The 18712-nt window shown below is 65.0% G+C and carries 13 protein-coding genes; 1 reads left to right on the forward strand and 12 read right to left on the reverse strand.

Annotated elements, in window-relative coordinates:
• Nucleotides 1–114 precede the first annotated feature (114 nt).
• Together VRZ08_RS03015 and katG are read right to left on the reverse strand one after the other, a co-directional pair.
• A complete protein-coding gene (locus VRZ08_RS03015) occupies nucleotides 115–633 on the reverse strand; it encodes a DUF3060 domain-containing protein (RefSeq protein WP_414531525.1) in 519 nt (172 codons plus the stop codon).
• 231 nt (nucleotides 634–864) lie between these two features.
• Nucleotides 865–3075, reverse strand: a complete 2211-nt coding sequence (gene katG, locus VRZ08_RS03020) for a catalase/peroxidase HPI (protein ID WP_414531526.1) — start codon at nucleotides 3073–3075, stop codon at nucleotides 865–867.
• Nucleotides 3076–3346: 271 nt separating this feature from the next.
• On the opposite strand from katG, the gene VRZ08_RS03025 reads away from it, so the two are divergent.
• The gene (locus tag VRZ08_RS03025) at nucleotides 3347–4285 is read left to right on the forward strand and encodes a LysR substrate-binding domain-containing protein (RefSeq protein WP_263990321.1); all 939 of its coding nucleotides are present in this window, start codon (nucleotides 3347–3349) and stop codon (nucleotides 4283–4285) included.
• An 11-nt stretch (nucleotides 4286–4296) separates the two neighbouring features.
• Here VRZ08_RS03025 and VRZ08_RS03030 read toward each other — a convergent pair whose 3' ends face one another.
• The 10 genes from VRZ08_RS03030 to rimP form a co-directional block, all read right to left on the reverse strand.
• Complete coding sequence (locus tag VRZ08_RS03030; protein ID WP_414531527.1) at nucleotides 4297–5979, reverse strand: PAS domain-containing protein; 1683 nt, start codon at nucleotides 5977–5979, stop codon at nucleotides 4297–4299.
• A 369-nt stretch (nucleotides 5980–6348) separates the two neighbouring features.
• Nucleotides 6349–8016 (reverse strand): PAS domain S-box protein, encoded by a 1668-nt coding sequence (locus tag VRZ08_RS03035; RefSeq protein WP_414531528.1) that lies wholly within the window; start codon nucleotides 8014–8016, stop codon nucleotides 6349–6351.
• Nucleotides 8017–8298: 282 nt separating this feature from the next.
• Complete coding sequence (pnp, locus tag VRZ08_RS03040) at nucleotides 8299–10467, reverse strand: polyribonucleotide nucleotidyltransferase (RefSeq protein ID WP_264054019.1); 2169 nt, start codon at nucleotides 10465–10467, stop codon at nucleotides 8299–8301.
• A gap of 340 nt (nucleotides 10468–10807) precedes the next feature.
• The gene (gene rpsO / locus VRZ08_RS03045) at nucleotides 10808–11077 is read right to left on the reverse strand and encodes a 30S ribosomal protein S15 (protein ID WP_107342654.1); all 270 of its coding nucleotides are present in this window, start codon (nucleotides 11075–11077) and stop codon (nucleotides 10808–10810) included.
• A gap of 2 nt (nucleotides 11078–11079) precedes the next feature.
• Nucleotides 11080–12180 (reverse strand): tRNA pseudouridine(55) synthase TruB, encoded by a 1101-nt coding sequence (gene truB / locus VRZ08_RS03050; RefSeq protein WP_414531529.1) that lies wholly within the window; start codon nucleotides 12178–12180, stop codon nucleotides 11080–11082.
• Entirely contained in the window at nucleotides 12180–12593 is a 414-nt protein-coding gene (gene rbfA, locus VRZ08_RS03055) for a 30S ribosome-binding factor RbfA (protein ID WP_107342656.1), read from the reverse strand. Before rbfA ends, truB begins: the two co-directional genes overlap by 1 nt.
• A gap of 174 nt (nucleotides 12594–12767) precedes the next feature.
• A complete protein-coding gene (infB, locus tag VRZ08_RS03060; protein ID WP_164637188.1) occupies nucleotides 12768–15422 on the reverse strand; it encodes a translation initiation factor IF-2 in 2655 nt (884 codons plus the stop codon).
• Nucleotides 15415–16194, reverse strand: coding sequence for an RNA-binding protein (locus VRZ08_RS03065; protein ID WP_414531530.1), 780 nt, complete (start codon nucleotides 16192–16194; stop codon nucleotides 15415–15417). The genes infB and VRZ08_RS03065 overlap by 8 nt, the downstream gene beginning before the upstream one ends.
• Nucleotides 16195–16255: 61 nt before the next feature.
• On the reverse strand, nucleotides 16256–17869 hold the full coding sequence (nusA, locus tag VRZ08_RS03070) for a transcription termination factor NusA (protein ID WP_107342659.1): 1614 nt from the start codon (nucleotides 17867–17869) through the stop codon (nucleotides 16256–16258).
• Between the two features lie 2 nt (nucleotides 17870–17871).
• Nucleotides 17872–18651 (reverse strand): ribosome maturation factor RimP, encoded by a 780-nt coding sequence (rimP, locus tag VRZ08_RS03075; protein WP_107342660.1) that lies wholly within the window; start codon nucleotides 18649–18651, stop codon nucleotides 17872–17874.
• Nucleotides 18652–18712 lie beyond the last annotated feature (61 nt).

The following is an 18712-nucleotide window of genomic DNA, read 5'->3' on the forward strand; positions in this document are numbered from 1 at the left end:
AACCGCAGCGGGACTCCCTCTCCCGCTTGCGGGAGAGGGGTGGGGTGAGGGCGCCGCGCGTCGCAGCATCCGTCATCCTGGCGAAACCGGAGATGAAGCCGGCACCCACCGCGCTTACTTCTTCCGCTTGATCGAATTCAGCGCGCCGGACGAGCGGACTTCGGGATTGGGCGTGCCGTCTGCCTTCGACCACTCGACGACCTGCTCGACGCCGCCGACGTCCAGCCGCGACGGGCCGGACAGCACCAGCGTGATCTTGTTATTGGCGCCGGTGGCTTTCAGCTTGGCCGGCTCCTCGCCGGCTTCCAGCGTCGTCGTCACGGTGTTCTTCGCCACGCTGACCACGACGTCTCTGGCGCGGCCGCCGTTGACGACGTTGTCCGAGCCCGACACCGACAGCGTCTGCCCCTGCTCGAAACTGACCTTGTGCTTGCTGCCATGCACCGTGATGGTGCGGCATTGGCCGGTCAGAGCGATCGCGTTCTCCGCGCCGTACACGCCGACATTCTTGCCCTGACAGTCGATGTCGCGGCTGATTCCGATGCCTTGAACCGTCAGCTCATCGTCGTCGGCATGAGCGAGGCCGACAGCGGCCAGCATCGCAGCGGTGATCACAGGCAGGCGAAGCAGCATCAAGACATCCTTGCGTTGTTGAAGGGACGCAAAGGAAAGCAAACCGATCAAGTATCGTCAACGCAACGCAGAGAAATGGAACCGCAGCGGCGCGCAGACATTTCGTGAGATGGGCAAACGCTGATTGAGGTTCACGTCCATCAAGCGTTGCTATCAGGCCCGCTTGCGGAAACGCGAAAGGGCGACCCGAAGGCCGCCCTTTCGTCGTCATCAACTCATCGTCGCCAGCGATCAGGCCGCGGCCTTCTGCCCGACGATGTCGAACCGGTCGGCGTTCATCACCTTGGCCCAAGCCGCGGCGAAGTCCTTCACGAACTTCTCCTGGGCATCCGAGCACGCATACACTTCGGCAAAGGCGCGGAGCTGGGAGTGCGAGCCGAAGATCAGATCGACGCGCGTGCCGGTCCAACGCAGCTCGTTGGTCTTGCGGTCGCGGCCTTCGTAGATCTCGACCTCGCCGTTCGCCTTGGTCCACTTGGTGCCCATGTCGAGCAGGTTGACGAAGAAGTCGTTGGTCAGCTTCTCGGGCCGCTCGGTGAGCACGCCGTGGGTGGCGTGTTCGTAGTTGGCTCCGAGCACACGCAGGCCGCCGACCAGCACGGTCAGTTCAGGACCGGTGAGCCTGAGGAGCTGAGCCTTGTCGACCAGCGCCTCCTCGGGGTGCATGAACTGATGCCGCTTGGTGTTGATGTAGTTGCGGAAGCCATCGGCCCGCGGCTCCAGCACCTCGAACGACTCGACGTCGGTCTGCTCGGCCGACGCGTCCATCCGGCCGGGGGTGAACGGCACCTTGACGGTGGTGCCGGCATCCTTGGCGGCCTTCTCGATCGCAGCGACGCCGCCGAGCACGATCAGGTCGGCAAGCGAGACCTTCTTGCCGCCCTTCTGCGCGCCGTTGAACTCGCTCTGGATCGCCTCGAGCTTGCTCAGCACCTGCGCCAGCTCGGCCGGGTGGTTGACCTCCCAGTCCTTCTGCGGGGCCAGGCGAATGCGCGCACCATTGGCGCCGCCGCGCTTGTCCGAGCCGCGGAAGGTCGAGGCCGACGCCCACGCGGTGGAGACCAGCTGCGACACCGACAGGCCGGAGCCGAGGATCTTCGCCTTCAGCGCTTCGATGTCGGCATCGCTGACCAGTTCGTGGTCGACCGCCGGGATCGGATCCTGCCAGATCAGCTCTTCCTTCGGCACTTCCGGGCCGAGGTAGCGCGCGCGCGGTCCCATGTCCCGATGCGTCAGCTTGAACCAGGCGCGGGCGAACGCGTCGGCGAACTGATCGGGATTTTCCATGAAGCGACGCGAGATCTTCTCGTAGATTGGATCGAAGCGCAGCGACAGGTCGGTGGTGAGCATCTTCGGCACGTGCTTCTTCTCCGGATCGAACGGATCCGGAATGGTCGCGCCCGCGCCCTTGGCGCGCCACTGCTTGGCGCCGGCCGGGCTCTGCTCCAGCTCCCACTCGTAGCCGAACAGATTCCAGAAGAAGTTGTTGCTCCACTTGGTCGGCGTGGTGGTCCAGATCACTTCCGGGCCGCCCGTGATGGTGTCGGCGCCGAAGCCGGTGCCGAATTTGCTGGTCCAGCCGAGACCCTGCTCCTCGAGCAGCCCGCCTTCCGGAGCCGGCCCGATCAGCGACGGATCGCCGGCGCCGTGGGTCTTGCCGAAGGTGTGGCCGCCGGCGATCAGCGCCACGGTCTCTTCGTCGTTCATCGCCATGCGATAGAACGTTTCACGGATATCCTTGGCGGCGGCGACCGGATCGGGGTTGCCGTTCGGGCCCTCCGGGTTCACGTAGATCAGGCCCATCTGCACGGCGCCGAGCGGCTCGGAGAGCTGGCGCTCGCCGGAATAGCGCTCGTCGCCCAGCCAGGTGCCTTCCGGGCCCCAATACAGCTCTTCCGGCTCCCAGACGTCGGCGCGGCCGCCGGCGAAGCCGAAGGTCTTGAAGCCCATCGATTCCAGCGCGACGTTGCCGGTGAGGACCATCAGGTCGGCCCACGAGATCTTGCGGCCGTACTTCTGCTTGATCGGCCACAGCAGCCGGCGGGCCTTGTCGAGGTTGGCGTTGTCCGGCCACGAGTTCAGCGGCGCGAAGCGCTGCTGGCCGGCGCCGGCTCCGCCACGGCCGTCGGTGATGCGGTAGGTGCCGGCCGAGTGCCAGGCCATGCGGATGAACAGGCCGCCATAGTGACCGAAGTCGGCCGGCCACCATTCCTGCGAATCGGTCATCAGCGCGTGAAGGTCCTTCTTCACCGCTTCCAGATCGAGCTTCTTGAATTCTTCGGCGTAGTCGAACGCCTCGCCCATCGGGTCGGACTTTTTCGAGTTGTTGTGCAGCACCGAAATGTCGAGCTGATCCGGCCACCAATCACGGTTGCGGTGGCCGTGGCTGCCGCCTGAGAACGGGCACTTGCCTGCGCCCTTGTCATCCGTCTTTGCGTCCATGGTGTCTCTCCGATTTCGCGTTGCAGTGTTTTCCCGGCGCAATGTGCTGGCGTCTTTGGAAAGTTTCATGACGCCGGCCAGGGCCGGGATCGAATTGAACGCCGCGAGCGTGGGGGATCGCCCGCGGCGTTGCTTCCTGGAGTGAAGGGTGTTGTGTTGGCCGTTCACCCCCCGGAAGTTGTGTTCCAGGTCCGGCATGCAGACCTTGGATCAGTTCTATCATCAGGTCCAGTCGAATTGATTTTGCTCCGCGATCAGATATTCTGATCACATGATCTCCTTGAGGCAGCTTCGCTATCTGTCGGCGTTGGCCCGGCACGGCCATTTCGGCCGCGCCGCCGATGCCTGTTCGGTGACCCAGCCGGCGTTGTCGATGCAGATCGCCGAGCTGGAGCGCACGCTCGGGGTGAAAGTCGTGGAACGCCGGCCGGGTGAGGTGTTTCTCACCGACATCGGCCGCGAGATCGCCCGCCGTGCCGAAGAGGTGCTGGCTGCGACCCGCGACCTGGTGGATTTCGCCCGCCACCGCGCCAAGCCGCTCACCGGCCGGCTCAGCCTCGGGGTGATTCCCTCGTTGGCGCCGTATCTGCTGCCGAAGGTGCTGCCGCTGCTGCAACAGCGCTTCCCGGAGCTGCGGCTGGAGCTGCGGGAAAGCCAGACCCGCCCGCTGGTGGCCGATGTTGTGAGCGGCGTGCTCGATGCCGCGCTGCTGGCGCTGCCTGCCGGGCATTCCGATCTGGACGCGATTCCGCTGTTCGACGACCCGTTCCTGCTCGCCGTGCCGGCCGAGGATCCGCGCTCGGAACAGACGCCGATCGGGGTCGAGGAGATCGACCAGTCGCGGCTGATCCTGCTGGAGGATGGGCACTGCCTGCGCGATCAGGCATTGGCGTTTTGCGCCACTGCGCGCAATCGCGGCATTCAGATCGGGAGCGCCGGCACCGCCAGTTTCGGTGCGTCCAGCCTGACGACGGTGATTCAGATGGTCGCGGGCGGCTACGGCATTACGCTGATCCCGCAGATCGCCGCCGAGGTGGAGCGCCGTGATTCGCGGGTGAAGTTTCTGCGGCTGCGCCGGCCGCAGCCCGGCCGCAGCGTCGGCCTCGTCTTCCGCAAGACTTCACCGCGCCGCGCTGACTTCGAGGCCTTCGGCGAGATGGTGAAGCAGGGCATCAACGGCGGCGCGCGGCCCGAGACCGCGGTCGCCTGAGGTGGGCCCGTTCAGCCTGCCGCGATCGCAGCCGCTTCGGCGGCGGCGCGCTGCATGCTCGACGACATCTCGCTGGTCACCGTGCTCTGCTCCTCGACCGCCGCAGCCGTCGAGCTGACGTATTCGCTGACGTTCTGGATCGCCGTCTTGATCTTGCCGAGTGCGCCGACGACATCGCCGGAAATGCTGGTGAGATTGCCGATCTCGGTGCCGATCTTGTCGGTCGCCTGCTTGGCCTGATTGGCGAGGTTCTTCACCTCCGCCGCCACCACGGCGAAGCCTCGGCCTGCTTCGCCGGCGCGCGCGGATTCGATCGTGGCGTTCAGCGCCAGCAGGTTGATCTGCCCGGTGATATGATTGATCAGCTCGACGATGCCGCTCATCGCCTGCGCCGCATCATTGAGCTGGTTGGCCTGCGAGTCGGCGGCATCGACTTCGCCGACCGCGTTCATCGCCGTCTGCCGCGACTTGGTCATCGCTTCGGAAATCTCGCGCACCGAGGCGTTGAGTTCTTCCGCGCCGGCCGCGACCGACTCCATCATGGCGCGGACGCGTTCATTGCCCATGCGGGTCAGCACCTGGCGCGTCGTGTCGGTGGCGTACTTCACCACCTTGAACGGACGTCCATTGAGATCGAGGATCGGATTGTAGGACGCCTGGATCCAGACCTCTCTGCCGCCCTTGCCAATGCGCTTGTATTCGCCGGCCTGGTAGTCGCCGCGGCCCAGCGCCGCCCAAAATGCCCGATAGGCCGCGCCTTCGCGCTCAGCGGGGTCGACGAACATGCTGTGGTGCCGGCCCTTGATTTCGCCCAGCGAGTAACCGAGCGCGTGCAGGAAGTTGTCGTTGGCGTCAAGCACCGTGCCGTCGATGCTGAACTCGATCACCGCCTGCGACTTGCGGATCGCGTCGATCTGGCCGGAGAAGTCGGCGTTCTTCAGCTTCTGCGCAGTGACGTCGGTTGCGTATTTCACCACCTTGAACGGCTTGCCGCGAGCATCGAGGATCGGGTTGTAGGACGCCAGGATCCAGATTTCTTTGCCGCCCTTGCCGATCCGCTTGAACTCGCCGGGGAAGTATTCGCCGCGGTTGAGCCGGGACCAGAATTCACGGTAGTCGCTGCTGTCGCGCACCGACGGCTCGACGAACATGCTGTGATGCTTGCCCTTGATCTCGCCCAGCGAGTACCCCATCGCGGCGAGAAAGTTATCGTTGGCTGTGAGGACGGTGCCGTCCATCGCAAACTCGATCACCGCCTGGGCGCGGCCGATCGCCGCGAGCTTGCCGGCGTCTTCCAGCGAGTGGGTCTTCGCTGCGGTGATGTCGGCTGCAAACTTCACCACACCGGTCGGCTTGCCGCTCTTGTCGAGGATGGGATTGTAGGATGCCTGAATCCAGACCTCCCGGCCGCCTTTGCCGATGCGGAGGAATTCGCCGGATTGATACTGACCGGTGCGCAGCGCGGTCCAGAATTCGCGATAGGCCGGGCTGTCGTGCTCGGTCGGATCGACGAACATGCTGTGATGCTTGCCCTTGATCTCGGGCAGCGAGTAGCCGAGCGCGGCGAGGAAGTTGTCGTTGGCGTCGATCACATTGCCGTCGAGGTCGAATTCGATCACCGCTTGGGAGCGATTGAGCGCCGCGAGCATCGCTGCCGCATGGTCATGGCCGGCGGAGCGGGTGAAGGAGAACATTCGATGCCTTCCTCGGGATTCGGTTGCGCTGATCGGAGGATATGGGGCCGAAGCTGATCGCCATTTTGGTGAAGGCGCCGTTAAGTTTGCCCTAGCCCGGGGGGAGCAATCAGCACTCAATTACCGAATTTAATTCAACCCAGGATTCATACGATGAACTAACGATGCACGGTATGGTGGTGATTGCCATCTTCCGATATGCGCTCGTCGCGAATCGAGGGGAGCCTTACCGCTGCGTACTTCTCGATGCACCGATTGATACGAACTCGTGAACGTCCCGTGCCGTACCAAGCCTCCAGAGCTTTCGTGGGTGCAAGCCCGGGCGCCCGCCAAGCGCGCTCACCCCGATGCTGAGTGATTCGGTTGCGGCTATCTCAGCATCGCGGTGGCACGGTGCATGCTGGCAGAAATCTCGATCGTGGCCGCGTTCTGCTGTTCTGCTGTAGACGCAGTAGAGGTCACGAATTCATTGACTCGATCGATTGCCGATCTGATGTTCGAAAGCGCGCCGACGACCTCACTGGCGATGCCGTTGAGATTGTCGATCTGATCCACGATCTGATCGGTTGCATTGCGCGCCTGGGTGGCCAGAATCTTCACCTCCTGTGCGACGACGGCGAAGCCCCGTCCGGCTTCGCCAGCACGGGCGGACTCGATTGTAGCGTTCAACGCCAAGAGGTTGATCTGGCCAGTGATGTGCCCGATGATCTCGGCAATTCCGCTCATCGACTTGGCCGCGTCATCGAGACGCTTGGCCTGACCGTCTGCGGTGACCACCTCACCGACGGCCTGCTGCGTCGTTTCACGCGTCCGGTTGGTGGCTTCCGCGATCATACTAACGGTGCTGGTTAGTTCTTCGGTGGAGTCCGAGACGTGCACCAGCATGCCCCGCACCTCTTCGTTGGCGAGCCTTCGCTGCACCTGCGCAGTTGTGTCGGCCGCGTACTTGACGACCTTGTAGGTTCGTCCGTCGAGATCCTGGATTGGATTGTACGACGCTTGGATCCAAACCTCGCGGCCGCCTTTGGCGAAGCGGTGGAATTCGCCGGCCTGGTACTCGCCCCGTGCAAGCGCCGCCCAGAATTCCCGATAGGTCTCGCTATGGCGTTCCGACTGGTCCACGAACATGCTGTGATGTTGGCCTTTGATTTCGGCCAAGCTGTAGCCCATCGTCTTGAGGAAGTTCTCGTTGGCGTCGAGGATGGTGCCGTCAGGCTTGAATTCGATCACAGCCTGTGACTTTCGAATCGCGGCTATCTGGCCCGACGAGTCGGCATTAGCCAGCTTTTGAGCGGTGACGTCAGTCGCGTACTTGACGACTTTGATCGGCTTGCCGCAATCGTCGAGGATCGGATTGTAGCTGGCGAGAATCCAGACTTCTCTACCTCCCTTTCCGATCCGTTTGAACTCGCCGGGAAAGTAGTTGCCTCGGTTTAACCGCGCCCAGAACTCGCGATAGCCTGCACTGTCGCGCTCAGCCGCGGGAACGAATATGCTGTGATGCTTGCCCCTGATCTCGTCGAGCGAGTAGCCCATGACCGTCAGGAAGTTCTCATTCGCGGTGAGGATGGTGCCGTCCATCGCGAATTCGATGACCGCCTGTGCTCGGCTGATCGCCGCGCGGTTGCCCGCATCATCGAGGCTCTTCATCTTCGCCGCGGTGATGTCGCTGGCGACCTTCACCACCCCGACCGGTGTGCCCAGGCGATTGCAGATTGGACTGTAGGAGGCCTGAATCCAGACGTGGTGGCCGTCTTTAGCGATGCGCTGATACTCTCCGCTCTGATACTCGCCCGCTCGCAGCGCTTCCCAGAATTGCCGATAGCGGGGCGTATCGCGCTCGGCGGGATCCACCAGAATGCTGTGGTTCTGGCCGATCAGTTCGTCCCGCGAATAGCCGAAGGTTCTGAGAAAACTGTCGTTCGCGCGGCGGATGGTGCCACCGGTGTCGAACTCGATGACTGCTTGCGAGCGGTCGATGGCGGCGAGCAGTGCGGCAGCGCGATCCTGATCCGCGCTTCGAAAGAACGAGAACATATTGCCGTTGGCTCCAGGGGCAATCGTGAGGACACGAACCGAAGTGACAGCGGGAAATACGTCGCGCAGGGTGCGATGCGGCCTTTAACAATTGGCTAGCGCGATGCCTCGGTCGATTACGCGTAAGGGGCCTTGCGCGAGTCGTGATTGCTAGACTTGATGGTGTTTAGGTCCGGGTGACCGCTGATCAAGATTTGCCGTCGATGCTGGGGGCTATAAACGACAGAGGCGGCCTTGCGGCCGCCTCTGGTAGTCCGGTCATTCAATTACTTGAAGGGCGATTTACTCGCCGGCAGCCTGCGCGGGCGCTTCGCCTTCGGCCTTGGCTTCCGCCTTCTGCTTGGCTTCGAGGTCTTCGCCGGTGGCCTGATCGACCACCTTCATCGACAGCCGGGTCTTGCCGCGGTCGTCGAAGCCGAGCAGCTTGACCTTGACCTTGTCGCCTTCCTTGACGACGTCGGAGGTCTTCTGCACGCGGCCGGCGGCGAGCTGGCTGATGTGCACCAGGCCGTCCTTGGCGCCGAAGAAGTTCACGAAGGCGCCGAACTCCATCACCTTGACGACGGTGCCTTCGTAGATCTCGCCGACTTCCGGATCGGACGCGATCGACTTGATCCACTTGATGGCGGCCTTGATCGACTCGCCGTCGGATGAGGCCACCTTGACGGTGCCGTCGTCCTCGATGTTGACCTTGGCGCCGGTCTTTTCGACGATCTCGCGGATCACCTTGCCGCCGGTGCCGATCACTTCGCGGATCTTGTCGGTCGGGATCTTGAAGGTCTCGATCCGCGGCGCGTGTTCGCCGAGCTCGGCGCGGGCGCGGTCGAGTGCCTTGGACATCTCACCCAGGATGTGGATGCGGCCGTCCTTGGCCTGACCGAGCGCCACCTTCATGATCTCTTCGGTGATGCCGGCGATCTTGATGTCCATCTGCAGCGAGGTGATGCCCGCCTCGGTGCCCGCCACCTTGAAGTCCATGTCGCCGAGGTGATCCTCGTCGCCGAGGATGTCGGACAGCACGGCGAAGCGCTCGCCTTCCAGGATCAGACCCATCGCGATGCCCGCGGTCGGCCGCTTCAACGGCACGCCCGCGTCCATCAGCGCCAGCGAGGCGCCGCACACCGACGCCATCGAGGACGAACCGTTCGACTCGGTGATCTCGGAGACGACGCGGATGGTGTAGGGGAACTCGTGATGCGGCGGCAGCACCGGATGGATCGCGCGCCACGCCAGCTTGCCGTGGCCGATCTCGCGGCGCTTGGTGCCGCCGAGGCGGCCGGTCTCGCCGACCGAGTAGGGCGGGAAGTTGTAGTGCAGCAGGAACGTCTCTTTGTACGTTCCGGACAGCGAGTCGACATACTGCTCGTCTTCGCCGGTGCCGAGCGTGGTCACGACCATCGCTTGGGTTTCGCCGCGGGTGAACAGCGCCGAACCGTGGGTACGCGGCAGCACGCCGACCTGGGCCAGGATGTTGCGGACGGTCTTGCTGTCACGGCCGTCGATGCGCTTGCCGGTGTCGAGGATGTTCCAGCGAACGATCTTGGCCTCGAGCTCCTTGAACACGCCGGCGATGCGCAGCTTGTCGTATTTCGGCTCCTGGCCTTCCGGGAAGAAGTGCGCGATCGCCTTCTCCTTGACCTTGCCGACCGCGGCGTAGCGGTCCTGCTTGACCGGGATGGCGTAGGCGGCACGCAGCTCCTGCTCGACCAGGCCGAGCATTTCCTTTTCGATCTCGCTGTCGTCGACGACGGTGAGTTCGCGCGGCTCCTTGGCGGCCTTCTCGGCGAGGTCGATGATCGCGTCGATCACCGGCTGGAAGTGGCGGTGACCGAACATCACGGCGCCGAGCATGATCTCTTCCGACAGCTCCTTGGCCTCGGATTCGACCATCAGCACCGCGTCGGCGGTGCCGGCCACCACCAGCTCGAGCTGGGTTTCGGCCATCTCGTCGAGCACGGGGTTGAGCACGTATTCGTCGTTGATGAAGCCGACGCGGGCGGCGCCGATCGGGCCCTTGAACGGCACGCCGGACAGCGTCAGCGCCGCGGAGGCGGCGACCATCGCCAGCACGTCCGGATCGTTCTCCATGTCGTGCGACAGCACGGTGACGATGACCTGGGTCTCATTGCGCCAGCCGTCGGCGAACAGCGGACGGATCGGGCGGTCGATCAGACGGGAGACCAGCGTCTCCTTCTCGGTCGGACGGCCTTCACGCTTGAAGTAGCCGCCGGGAATACGGCCGGCCGCGTAGGCCTTCTCTTGGTAGTCGACGGTGAGGGGGAGGAAGTCGACGCCTTCACGCGGCGCCTTGGCGGCCACCACGGTGGCGAGCACGACGGTCTCGCCATAGGTCGCGACGACGGCGCCGTCGGCCTGGCGGGCGACCTTGCCGGTTTCAAGCTTGAGGGGACGGCCACCCCAATCGATTTCCACGGAATGGATATTGAACATCGGGTCTTTCTTTCATCGGTTGTCGGGAAGACCGGACGCCAAATACCAAAAGACCATGCGCAAGATGGCGAGACGCTGACTGCGCGGGTGCACAAACAGCGTCCGGCGATCCTGCCATGGTCTTCAGTTGGGAAATGGCGTTCATTCCTCCCGGCTGCGGGGAAGACGCATCGGTCTTCGGTCCCGCACGGCGGGCTGGAGGCCCGTTGACGAGCTCAACCGCCGGAATGCGACTGAGCCGACTGACACGGGCGGATGGAAGACTCGCCCGTGCGAACATCTTGCTTCGGCCGTCGCGGACGTGTCGTGGCACATCCGCTTTGGCCGGGTTTCCGACGCCTCAGCGACGGATGTTGTGCTTTTCGAGCAGCGCCTTGTAGCGCGCTTCGTCCTTCTTCTTGATGTAGTCGAGAAGCGAACGGCGCGTCGACACCAGCTTCAACAGCCCACGGCGGGAGTGATTGTCCTTGGTGTGGGTCTTGAAGTGCGTGGTCAGGTTGTTGATGCGTTCCGACAGGATCGCGACCTGAACCTCGGGCGAGCCGGTATCACCGGCCTTGGTGGCGCTGGTCTTGATGACTTCCGCTTTGCGTTCTGCGGTAATCGACATCGTCAGATACTTTCCTTGCGAACGGCCGAGCTGGCAGTCAGCCCGGTGAGGTTGAAAACGCGCTTGGGGATGAGCTCGCCATTGCCGACTTCGGCGAGGGCCAGAAGCCGGCCTGCCACCGTGACATAGACTGTGCCGCTACAATGAGGCGCATCCCGTCCGCGCAACAAAACGGCCTGGCCCCGATGGAGCCGTGCCGCATCAGCCCGAGTGACGGCCAGCGCCGGGATGTCGTCCAGCGCGGTCTCAACGGGCAGTAGCGCGTCGGCGAGGCTACCCTCGCCGGACGCCGCTCTATCGCACAAAGCCTGTAGTTCTTCCAGCGGAATCATGTCCGACTCGTCGAACGGCCCGACCACGGTGCGGCGCAGCGCGCAGATATGGCCGTAGCAGCCGAGCAGCCGGCCCATGTCGCGCGCGAGCGCCCGCACATAGGTACCCTTGCCGCACTCGGCCTCGAACACCGAGCGGCCGTCATCTCCATGTTCCACAAGGGTTAATTCGTGGATCTCAACCGGACGCGGGACCAGCGGCACGACCTCGCCATCGCGCGCCAGATCGTAGGCGCGCTCACCCTGGATCTTCACGGCGGAATATTGTGGCGGAACCTGCTCGATCACGCCGGTAAACCGCGGCAGAAGCGCTATGATCGCCTCGGCGGTCGGCCGCTCCGGGCTGGTGGCAACCGCGCGGCCCTCGGTGTCGTCGGTATCCCGCTCCTCGCCCCACGCCACGGTGAACCGGTAGCGCTTGCGGCCGTCCATCACGAACGGCACCGTCTTGGTGGCTTCGCCCATCGCGATCGGCAGGCCGCCGGAGGCGAGCGGATCGAGGGTGCCGGCATGGCCGGCGCGCTTGGCCGAGAACAGTCGCTTCAGCACCGCGACCGCCTGGGTCGAGGTCATGCCGATCGGCTTATCCAGCACCACCCAGCCATGGACGTCGCGCTTGTCGCGGCGCGGCTTGCCATTGCCGCCGCCGCGATTGGCGTTGCGCGGGTCGTTGTTGTCGCGCGGCTTACGGATCTGCGCGGCGGATTCGTCGACGCCGGCGTGCTGCACGTCGTGCGGGGCGAGCAGGGCGTCGGGGGTGGTCACGGTCATTAATCCTGGTCCGAATTCGGTTCGAGGTCTTTCTGGACTGCCGGCGAGCGCAGCAGTTTGTCGATCCGCTCGGCCTCGGCGAAACGTTCGTCGATGCGGAAGCGGAGTTCGGGGGCGAACTTCAAATTGACGCGGTGGGCGATCTCGCCGCGCAGGAAGCGCTTGTGATGCTCGAGCGCGTCGAGCACGAGCTTCTCGTCGCGGCCGCCGAGCGGCATCACGTAGATGGTCGCGAGCTTGAGATCGGGTGACATCCGTACCTCGGGCACGGTGACGAGGTGGCTTTCGAGCACCGGGTCGTGCACGCCGCCCTGGGCGAGGATCTCGGCCACGGCGTGGCGGATCAGCTCGCCGACGCGCAGCGAGCGGGTCGAGCCGCCGGGCGGAGAACTCTTCTGATTTTGGCGAGACATGATGTTCTCTCAAATATTGCCGCCATGCCCGCGCCTGGCCGCGGGCATGCACGTCTTCGATGGGGCAAAGCAAGACGTGGACGGCCGGGACTTCGTCGCGAAGACGTGCTTCGCGCTTCGGCCCGGCCATGACGCCTCAGTTCAATCCGAGCGTCTCGACTGTAAGAATCGGACTTACAGCGAGCGCTGGATGGTCTCGACGCGGTAGCACTCGATGATGTCGCCTGCCCGCATGTCGGTGTAGTTCTCGAACGCCATGCCGCATTCCTGGCCGGCGACGACTTCCTTCACTTCGTCCTTGAAGCGCTTCAAGGTCGAAAGCTTGCCTTCGTGCACCACGACGTTGTCGCGGATCAGGCGAACATTGGCGCCGCGCTCGACGGTGCCGTCGGTGACGCGGCAGCCGGCGACCTTGCCGACCTTGGAGATGTTGAAGATCTCCAGGATCTGCGCGTTGCCGAGCATGGTTTCGCGCAGGGTCGGCGCGAGCAGGCCGCTCATCGCCTTCTTAATGTCATCCACCAGATCGTAGATGATGTTGTAGTAGCGGATCTCGATGCCGTTGCGCTTGGCGGCCGCAGCGGCCTCCTTGTTGGCGCGGACCGAGAAGCCGAGGATGACGGCGTTGAAGCCTTCGGCCAGCGTGACGTCGCTCTCGCTGATGCCGCCGACGCCGGCGTGCAGGATGCGCGCGGCGACTTCGTCGGTGCCGAGCTTCTCCAGCGAGCCGAGGATCGCTTCCAGCGAGCCCTGCACGTCCGCCTTGACGATCAGCGGGAATTCCTTCCGGCCGGACGTCTTCAGCTGCGTCATCATCTGCTCGAGCGAGCCGCGCATGCCGGAAACCGAGGCTGCGGACTTCTCGCGCTTCTGGTGCGCACGGTAATCGGTGATCTGGCGGGCGCGGGCTTCGTTTTCGACCACCGCGAGGCGGTCGCCCGCTTCCGGCGGACCATTGAAGCCGAGCACTTCGACCGGGACCGACGGGCCGGCTTCCTGCACGGTCTCGCCCTGGTCGGAGATCAGCGCGCGGACGCGGCCCATTTCGGCGCCGGCCACGATGATGTCGCCGACCCGCAGGGTGCCGCGCTGAACCAGCACGGTGGCGACCGGACCACGGCCGCGATCGAGCTTGGCTTCGATCACAGTGCCTTCGGCCGGACGCTGGGTGTTGGTCTTGAGCTCCAGGATTTCGGCCTGCAGCGCGATCATCTCGAGCAGCTTGTCGAGATTGATCTTGTTCTTGGCCGACACTTCGACGTCGACGACGTCGCCACCCATCGATTCCACCTGCACGTTGTGCTGCAGCAGGTCGGTGCGGACACGGTCGGGCTTGGCGTCCGGCTTGTCGATCTTGTTGATCGCCACGATGATCGGAACGCCGGCCGCCTTGGCGTGATTGATCGCCTCGATGGTCTGCGGCATCACGCCGTCGTCGGCGGCGACCACCAGAACCACGATGTCGGTGACCTTGGCGCCGCGGGCACGCATCGCGGTGAACGCGGCGTGGCCGGGGGTGTCGATGAAGGTGATCTTCTTGCCGCTTTCCGGCGAGGTCACCTGATAGGCACCGATGTGCTGGGTGATGCCGCCGGCTTCGCCCGACACCACGTTGGCGTGGCGCAGCGCGTCGAGCAGCGAGGTCTTACCGTGGTCGACGTGGCCCATCACGGTCACGACCGGCGAACGCGGCTCGGTATCGGTGGAATCGTCGACGACGTCGAACAGGCCTTCTTCCACGTCCGACGCGGCGACGCGCTTGACGGTGTGGCCGAGCTCTTCGGCGATCAGCTGCGCGGTGTCGGCGTCGATCACGTCGGTGATCTTGTGCATCGCGCCCTGCTTCATCAGCAGGCGGATCACGTCGACCGCACGTTCGGACATGCGGTTGGCGAGTTCCTGGATGGCGATCACTTCGGGAATAACGACTTCACGCACCAACTTTTCTTTCGGCTCGTTCGAGGCGTGGCCCTTCAGCCGCTGGGTGCGGCGACGGAACGAGGCGATCGAACGTTCGCGCACGTCATCGGCATTGAGCGCGGTGACGACGGTGAGACGGCCGCGCTGCTTCGAGGCGCCCGGCTTGGCGGCCGGCTGCTTCGGCGCCGGCGCCGGACGGGCGGGGCCGCCCGGACGACGGATCATCCGCGGGGCTTCGTCGTCGTCGCCAGCTTCGGCCGCAACGGCCGGCGGACGGCCGGCCGGAGTCGGGGCGCGCGTCGTCGTGGTCGCCGGACGGGCCGGCGCCGCACTCGTAGTGGTGGTCGTCGTCGACGTCTCGGCGGGCTTCTTGGCCGGCTCGGCGTCGCCGAAGCGCTTCTTGGCCTCGGTCTCGGCCTTGCGCTTGGCTTCGTCTTCCTGGCGGTGACGCTCTTCTTCGGCCTTGCGGCGGGCCTCGGCGGCTTCGCGCTCGGCCTTCTCGATCTTTTCCTGCTCGGCGCGGCGCTGGGCTTCGATCTCGGCCTGCTTGCGCTCCTCGATCTCGCGCACGCGGGCGTCGGCCAGCGCGGTGGCGCGGGCGGTGCGCTCGTCCTCGGTCAGGGTCCGCAGCACCATACCGCTGCGCGACTGCTGCGGCGCTGGGCGCGACTGCTGCCGGCTCGGCGCGGCCGGCGCCGGGGCGGGCTTCTTTGCAACTTCGGGCGCTGCGGGCGCGGCCGGCTCGTCGCCGCCGATGCGCCGCTTGCCGCGCTTCTCGACCACCACCTGCTTGCTACGGCCGTGGCTGAAGCTCTGGCGCACGACGCCCTGCTCGACGCGCGGCTTCAGCGTCAAAGTCTTGGTCGGCATCGTCAGAGTCTTGTCGCCAGGAGTTTTCGTATCAACCATTCAGTAGTCCCAATCTCTCAACGTTGTGCGCGTTCGCACGGACTTCGTCAGCGGCGTCTTGGTCAGCAGCGTCTTTCGGCGTGTCGATCGGCGTTTCCGCCGTGGCCGCATCGGCATCGCCGTCGCCCGCCAGCCGGTATCGGACCAGGATCTGGCAGCGCGACAGGAATGTTTGTCCGGCCGGGCCCGCAAGCAGGGCAGCATGTATCACATTTGACCGCCCTAATGCCAAATCCAATTCTGCAGAGCTGAGTGCGGCGAGGCGAGGAAAATTGCGGCCCGCGGTCGCATCTCCGTCGATTTGCCGACAAAGCCCGTCCAGCTTGCGGATTCCATCGGCCGCGCCATCGGTGGCATGGATCACCGCGACGGCTTCGCGGTTCTTCAGCGCAGTTTCGACCTTGCCGAAACCGCTGACCACCTGGCCGGCCTTGGCGGCGATCGCCAGCGCATCCTGGGCCGACCGCACCAACAGGCGTTCGATCGCGTCGGCGAGATCCGCCGGCGCCTTGACGTCGCGCTTGAAACCTTTGGCGAAGACGCGGCGGCGAACCGCCTGCGTCACCATCTCCCGAGACGCCGTGACCCAGAGGCCGCGGCCCGGCAGCTTGCGCTTGAGATCGGCCACCACTTCGCCGTTGGGGCCGACCACGAACCGGATCAGTTCTCCGGTCGGCCGCACCTGCCGCGTGACCGCGCACATCCGCTCGGTCGCGGGCGTTTTGGCCCGCGGTCCGTCGTCGAGATCTGCGCCGGGTTCGGCAGCGAGCATGGGTGCAGCGGGCCTTTCATCTCACGTGCTGCGCGGGTTCGGGTCGCAACGCATCGGCGGTTCAGTCCGCCGACTCGTCGGACGCTTCGTCCGCGGGTTCTTCTTCGGAGGCGAGCTCCGACTCGTCGATCCAGCCGGCCTTGACGCGGGCCTGCATGATCAGGTGCTCGGCGTCCTCGCGCGACATCTCCAGGCCGTCGAGAATGCCAGGATACTTCACCGGCTCGGCGCCGTCCTTGCGCTCGGTCCAACCAACCAGATCGTCGGTGGCGCAGCCGGCCAGATCCTCGACGGTCTTCACGTCGTTCTCGCCGAACTTCACCAGCATCTTCGAGGTGACGCCGGGGACGTCCTTCAGGGCGTCCTCGACGCCGAGTTCCACGCGGCGCGCCTCGAGCTCGGATTCGATCCGGTCGAGATATTCGCGGGCGCGCATCTGCAGTTCGGCGGCGGTTTCCTCGTCGAAACCTTCGATCGAGGCGAGTTCACGCGGGTCGACCAGAGCCAGTTCTTCGACCGAGGTGAAGCCTTCGGAGGCGAGCAGCTGGCCGACCACCTCGTCGACGTTCAGCGCGTCCATGAAGGCCCGGGTGGTCTTCTCGAAATCGGCCTGGCGGCGCTCGGATTCTTCGCTCTCGGTCAGGATGTCGATATCCCAGCCGGTGAGCTGCGAAGCGAGCCGCACGTTCTGACCGCGGCGACCAATCGCCAGGGATAGTTGGTTATTGGTATCCGGAACCACAACCTCGATGCGTTCGCGATCTTCGTCGATCACGACCTTCGAGACTTCGGCCGGCGCCAGCGCATTGACCACGAAGGTGGCGATGTCCGGCGACCACGGAATGATGTCGATCTTCTCGCCCTGCAGCTCGTTCACCACGGCCTGCACGCGCGAGCCGCGCATACCGACGCAGGCGCCGACCGGGTCGACCGACGAGTCGCGAGAGACGACGCCGATCTTGGCGCGCGAGCCCGGATCGCGGGCCACCGCCTTGATCTCGACGATGCCGTCGTAGATTTCCGGCACTTCCTGCGCGAACAGCTTGGCCATGAATTGCGGATGGGTGCGCGACAGGAAGATCTGCGGGCCGCGGGTCTCGCGGCGGACGTCGAACACATAGGCGCGGACGCGGTCGCCGTTGCGGAACGATTCACGCGGCAGCATTTCGTCGCGGCGGATGATCGCTTCGCCGCGGCCGAGGTCGACGATCACGCTGCCATATTCGACGCGCTTGACGACGCCGTTGACGATGTCGCCGATGCGATCCTTGAATTCCATGTACTGGCGGTCGCGCTCGGCCTCGCGGACCTTCTGCACGATCACCTGCTTGGCCGACTGCGCGGCGATACGGCCGTATTCCAGCGGCGGCAGCGTGTCGGCGATGGTGTCGCCGATCTGCGCGCCCGGATTGGCGCGCTGCGCATCCTTCAGCGAAATCTGGTTGGCGGGATTTTCGACCTGCTCGACCACCAGCATATGGCGCGACAGCCGCAGCTCGCCCTTCTTCGGGTCGATTTCGGCGTGGACGTCGGTCTCCGAGCCGTAGCGGGCACGCGCCGCCTTGGCGATCGCGTCTTCCATCGCGGCGATCACGATGCCGCGGTCGATGGTTTTCTCGCGAGCCACCGCATCGGCGATCTGCAGCAGTTCCAGCCTATTGGCGCTGACGGCCATGGTCAGTCTCCCTCAGAGGTGTCGATCTCGCCACGCCGCGCCCGTTCGGCGGCAAGGCGGTGTTTCTTGGTGTTCTGCGGTGTCGGCTTGGCCGCCGCTTTGGCGGCCTTGGCGCCGCGCTTCGGCGCCTGGCTCTTGGTCGGATCGCTGCGCTTGGCATGCGGCGGCGGTTCCGGTGCGAGCCCGAGGCTCTGCTTCAGGTCGCGCTCGGCCTGCTTGCCGCGGCGCATCGATTCGGCGATCAGCTCGTCGGTCAGCACCAGCCGGGCATCGCCGATGTCGTGCATCGGCAGCAGCACCAGCGGATCTTCGTCCTTGGCGCCGCCCTCGCGCTGCACCCGCACGGCGTCGCCCTCGACGCCGTCGAGCAGGCCGCGGAACCGCTTGCGTCCTTGGTGCGGCACCGCCATCTCGATCTTGACCAAGTGCCCGGCGTAACGGGCGAAATCGGAGCGGCGCACCAGCGGACGGTCGATGCCGGGCGAGGAGATTTCCAGCCGGTAGGCGCGGTCGATCGGATCGGCGACGTCGAGCACCGGCGACAGCGCGCGCGACACCGCCTCACAATCGTCGATCAGCATGGTGCCGTCGGGCCGCTCGGCCATGATCTGCACGGTGCAGCCGGCGTCGCCTGACACCTTGATCCGAACAAGGCGGTAACCCATTGCCAGCAAGACCGGCTCCGCGACGGCGCTGAACCGCGCCGCGACACCGGGCTCGATCACCAGGCGCGGTTCGGCCAAGGCATCGGTTTCCGGAACGGCTGTGGTCGGCTCGGTCATGTCCTGGGTCAAAGCGTTATAACGTCTCGCCGATAAACGGTATCAAGGTGGTGAAGGAGGT

Source organism: Rhodopseudomonas sp. G2_2311, assembly GCF_047501505.1.
Taxonomy (GTDB): Bacteria; Pseudomonadota; Alphaproteobacteria; order Rhizobiales; family Xanthobacteraceae; genus Rhodopseudomonas; species Rhodopseudomonas palustris_H.